We start from the raw sequence: 4,991 nt of genomic DNA on the forward strand, positions 1-4,991 counted from the left end.
GAGAAAGCCAGAACCTTGACCCTCAACCCCGAACCGAAACATACATGAAAGGCGGGTCAAATCTCGGTGGAAATGCCGGGTCAGTTCTCAGTGAAAATCAACAGCCAAGGCGCAGACGGAGTTCGCCATGACCTTCGTCACGCGAATTCTGGGCGGACGCCGTTCGGAATCAACAGGCGTTCGGCAACAGCACGCCACGGCTACCCACTTGAAAGAACTGTTTCTCCTGATGCAGCGCTACATCCGCGAGGATGAAGACATTGATCGATCCGGCGGTGGTGTGTATTCCCCAGGGTTGCGCGACAACGCTCAGGACGCACGCAACGCCCTCTTCAATCAGCTGAAGCAGATCCCCGGCAAGGAGGCCTACGTGGCCCTTGCGGAGATCGCAGCCCAGCATCCAAACGCATCATCTCGACCATGGCTTGCTTCCCACGCGCGGTCCAAAGCTGAGCAGGATGCAGACCTAACACCTTGGTCGCCAGCACAAGTAAGAGACTTCCACGAACATCTAGACCGAACTCCGACAAACCACCGAGAGCTGGCCGATCTCGCAATCATGCGACTTCTCGATCTCAGGGATGATCTCGAAAACGGCGATGACAGTGTTGCGAAAGTCCTTCAGCGTGTTCAGGAGGAGACCGAGATGCGCAACTATCTCGCCCATGAGCTTCGTGGGAAGGCACAAGGTCGATACACGATTACGCAGGAAGAGGAGTTTGCCGACGACAAGCGTCCTGATTTGCGGTTCCACGGTGCTGGTTTTGATGCGCCGGTGCCAGCCGAGCTGAAGTTGGCGGAACGTTGGACGGGACCGGGCCTGTTCGAGCGGCTCGAGAACCAGCTTTCCGGGGACTACCTGCGTGACAACCGCTCCGCGAGCGGCATCTTCGCTCTCGTGAACCGTACCAAGGGACGCAGGTGGCAACTTCCGTCAGGCGCCCTGGTCGGGTTCGACGGACTGCTTGAGGCGCTTCGCGCCCACTGGAAATCCATTGCCAACCAGCATCCTCATGTCGACAACATCACAGTCATTGGCATCAACCTGTCGAATAGGTTTGTTTGAGCAGCAACGCTAGAGCGGGATGAGCTTTATAGGAGTCGTAGGATTCCCAAATCATCGCGGTTCTGATTCAACATTCATGCTGAGAGGAGGTCGGCATGAATGGCAGGATATTCGATGGATCTTCGCGAACGGGTTGTCGCTGCGGTCAAGATTGAAGGGCTGTCGCGGCGGGCGGGGGCGGCTCGGTTTGGCGTCAGCTATAGCGCGGCCATAGAGTGGCTTAAGCGTGTCGAAGAGACTGGCAGCGCGGCACCTCGCCAGGTGGGCGGCTACAAACCGAAGAAGCTCTCGGGCGGGTGGCGCGACTGGCTGATCGAGCGCTGCCGCGACCAAGACTTCACCTTGCGCGGCCTTGTGGCCGAGCTCGGCGAGCGCGGCCTGAAGGTTGACTACCGCTCGGTGTGGGAGTTCGTGCACGCCGAGAAGCTCAGTCACAAAAAAAGACGCTGATCGCCGCCGAGCAGGATCGTCCCGATATCGCGCGACGGCGGATGCAGTGGACGAAGTATCGGGGCCGGATCGATCCCGCGCGGCTGGTCTTCATCGACGAGACCTGGACCAAGACCAACATGTCGCCGCTCAGGGGCTGGGCGCCGGTTGGACAGCGGATCAAGGCCAAGGTGCCGCATGGCCACTGGAAGACCATGACCTTCCTGGCCGCGCTGCGCCAAGACCGTGTCGATGCCCCTTGGCTGATCGACGGCCCGATCAACGGCGAGAGGTTCCTCCTCTATATCGAGAAGGTGCTCGTCCCGACCCTGCGGTCCAGCGACATCGTCGTCATGGACAATCTCGGCTCGCACAAAGGCAAGGCGGTGCGCCGCGCCATACGCGCCGCCGGCGCAAGGCTCTTCTTCCTGCCGAAATACTCACCCGATCTCAACCCGATCGAACAGCTCTTCTCAAAACTCAAGCATTGGCTGAGAAAGGCAGCAAGCCGCACTGTCGAAGCCGTTTGCGACGCCATCGGACAAACCCTCTATCGCGTCACACCGACAGAGTGCTCACACTACTTCGAAAACTCAGGCTATGACCGAAATTAATCTCATCCCGCTCTAAAAGCGCTTGAACGGTGAGCCGATTTCTAATTGCCTCCTATTCCGAGCGGTGTGTCGCCTCGACCGCTTGCGCAAGGTCGGCAACGCCAAGCCGTCGTATGACTTCCTTGGCGTAGGCAGCGGACAACGGCGTCTCGATCCCGTTTCTGGTTGCGTTCATCAAATAAGAGATACCGTCGCGGCCATTGTTTAGCTTGCGCGCGCTGTTAATGGCAAGGTCCGCGAGGCGCTCTGCCGTTAGCGGCATGATGGTTTGGGCAAGTTTTGTCGATAGCACCACGTGCAGACCACCTAGGCCGATATTACGTGCTATCGCGACACGCTTCAGGTCGCCGGGTTCGGGCTCGCTGTAGGACTTACCGCTGCCAATAGCATCTATCTCGCGTCGATAGAGGATGTCGCACGCTGTCTTCAAATCGGCATCAACCTCGTAAATCCAGGCCTTCACCCGAGCTCCGCCGCTCACCACAGGCACAAGCGTCGGTGCTCCTTCCCGTCCGCGGCTCGACCGCGCGTATTCGACCGCGAATGGCGTCACGACATCGCGTGCCGTAGCGATCGTGATTCGCTCCAGCTCCTCACCGGGATCGGTGATCAGCGAACCGTACGCGAGAACACCAATCCGCAGTTTCACCTTCGCGCGTGGGATCGTCACGTTCTTGCCGTCAATCGTGAAGGTGAAGTGCTGTTCGCCGATCGCAAAGTCTACATCGCCGTAGTGGACCTCCCGGTGATGGTTTGCGCAGAACGTGACGATGTTGGCCGCAGAGAGTGAACCGATCTCCTTGCGGTGCACTGGCATGACGTGGTGGGCCTCGACATAGGGTTCGCCGTTCCGCTTCTTGAAGCCAATGGGATTGCGACCCAAAGCCTCGCACAGCTGACAACGGAAGCCGTTCAGGCGCTTTACCTCCGTGCCGATCGGCCCACGTTCGATACCCTTACTGACTCGGGTTTTGACCTCTGGACTGGCGTGCAGGAACTTGCTTTCCAACTCCGCAAGCCGATCAAGCGTGTGGGCACCGTCTTCGGCAACTTCCGACGCAATCGCGTCCTGATCCTCACCGAGCAGGTCAAGCACCGCGTGGAAATCATCCGCCGAGATCGGAAACGATGCCGCCTGGAAACCGTCGAGCAACAAACGAGATAGGCCTTGCTGCTCTTCTCGCAACCGCTCAATGGTGAGTGGTCGTGCAAGGTAGTTGCGCAGATAACGAACGCCGACCGTGGGCAATCCCGGATCACGTCCTGCGTCAGCCGCCCAATAAGCACCATTCGCGCCCGTGCCGGCGAAGGACGGTCCTTGGATTTCGCACACCGCGTAGATGCCGGCCTCGAGCGGCTCACGGCCGTCGCGTTCAGCGCCGTTTCGGCGATCCACGCCAACGCGGACAATGGCGAGCTGCCCCGCGCCAAACTTCGATGCGTCGCTAGGGCGTACTCCCCAAGTGTCGGCCGTCGCACCACTTTCGAGAAACTTGTCGATTGCCCATTTCGCAGGATTACACACGAGCACCCAGTATGGACCGTCTGTAGCAACGGGCGCTTCGTTCCCGGCCTCTTCCTCTTCGGGCATCGGGGCTGGTTTGAGCGATGGCACTTCCGGCGGGGCGGGCGGCATCGCAACGGACCCGCCCGGTCCGTCTTCGAGACCTTCCGCCCAAGCGCGCACGGCGACTTGATTCCCGGCAAGCTCTGCCTTCCAAAGCAGATGCGCCTGACCCGGTAGCGATTGAGTCTCTACGCCCAGCCGCTCAAAGTCATGCGGTTGCCACCGAAACGACTGTGCGGCGCGTTGCATTGCCTGCACCGGAAACGGCCATGATCGGTCCTCCTGTTGCCAAGCCTCGGCAAACGGCGCTGCTGCCGTCAGTCCAAGCGGCGGCAGACCCAGGCGATAGCACGCAAAATCCAGCCTCGACTGAATGTTGCCGTAGACGCGGCCATGGCGCGCCATGTCGGTCATGCCGAGCGTCGCGGCCGCATCGGCATTCGCAAAGGGCGAGATGTGGCCGCCGTTTGCGGCTGCTCGGGTGCCCAGCCACTTCAAGAGCTCCTCGGTGCGGATTTGCGCCGGTATCGACGGACGGGCGGGTGCCTTCTCGCTCGCGTTGGCCAGTCCTAGCGTGCGCCGCGAAAACCACAATGCACGCGGCGAAAACTCCATCGGGTGATCGATCACGATCTGCTCGTAAGAGAGATCGTCCAGATCCTCGCGATGCAGCGTTTCATAACCCTGCGTCGGCCTCGACTTGGATACCGCAGTCTCTGCCGCCTCGATCAATCCGCGATTGCGAAGCTGATCGAGCGTGCGGTTCGCATTGCTACCCTCGCGTTGCTTGATCGCCAGATACTCGCTCACGGCGCGAACGATCTTTTCCTCAGCAGGCATCAGCTCGCTCAGATCAAGACCAGTCCGCTCCGAAATCATCCCGCGGGCGATGATCTCGCCGCGCTCCTTGAATGCCGTGGCCGTTTCTTCGTCAAAGACGACTCGCTCGCGAACATTCTTCTCCAGCTGTATTAGCCCTTTGAAATCTTTGATCGCCTTAAGCGATCGGCTGACACGCTCGTCCATGCTGCCCCCTCGTCCGGATGTTGAAAGATTCCGAGTTAGTTTTCTAACGAACCTGCTCACTCCGACGAACGGCAAGCAAGAGGGGCCAGCCGCCTTTCTTGATTCTGTGAAGGTTTGTTTCTGGATCTGGCACTGGCAGCATCATCTCGTAAGCTGCCAGTCCGTTCTCGGCCCAATTCAGACTACTAGGCCGCAAACTCATAAACTGACTACCGCTTTGTGACGGGTTCTGATTCAAGGCTTCTTTTGGAGGCTTGAATGCGACGTTACGAATTGAGCGACTTTGAAT

Annotated in this window: 4 protein-coding genes; 2 read left to right on the forward strand and 2 right to left on the reverse strand. The window is 59.4% G+C overall.

Annotated elements, in window-relative coordinates; genetic code table 11:
* The first annotated feature begins 127 nt into the window (after positions 1–127).
* Both ACFFNA_RS35495 and ACFFNA_RS35500 read left to right on the forward strand, forming a co-directional pair.
* Positions 128–1,066, forward strand: a complete 939-nt coding sequence (locus tag ACFFNA_RS35495) for a hypothetical protein (protein WP_378924569.1) — start codon at positions 128–130, stop codon at positions 1,064–1,066.
* A 99-nt stretch (positions 1,067–1,165) separates the two neighbouring features.
* Positions 1,166–2,109, forward strand: a protein-coding gene (locus ACFFNA_RS35500) for an IS630 family transposase (RefSeq protein WP_378924571.1) whose coding sequence is annotated in 2 segments (ribosomal slippage) — positions 1,166–1,502 and positions 1,502–2,109 — 945 coding nt in all. Because the reading frame shifts where the segments join, the coding sequence is not laid out codon by codon here.
* Positions 2,110–2,161: 52 nt separating this feature from the next.
* On the opposite strand, the gene ACFFNA_RS35505 is transcribed toward ACFFNA_RS35500, so the two are convergent.
* Both ACFFNA_RS35505 and ACFFNA_RS35510 read right to left on the reverse strand, forming a co-directional pair.
* Positions 2,162–4,702, reverse strand: a complete 2,541-nt coding sequence (locus ACFFNA_RS35505; protein WP_378924573.1) for a hypothetical protein — start codon at positions 4,700–4,702, stop codon at positions 2,162–2,164.
* Between the two features lie 43 nt (positions 4,703–4,745).
* A partial coding sequence (locus tag ACFFNA_RS35510) for a hypothetical protein (protein ID WP_378924576.1) occupies positions 4,746–4,991 on the reverse strand: 246 nt, incomplete at its 5' end.

It is taken from the genome of Mesorhizobium kowhaii, from assembly GCF_042431665.1.
Taxonomy (GTDB): domain Bacteria; phylum Pseudomonadota; class Alphaproteobacteria; order Rhizobiales; family Rhizobiaceae; genus Mesorhizobium; species Mesorhizobium kowhaii.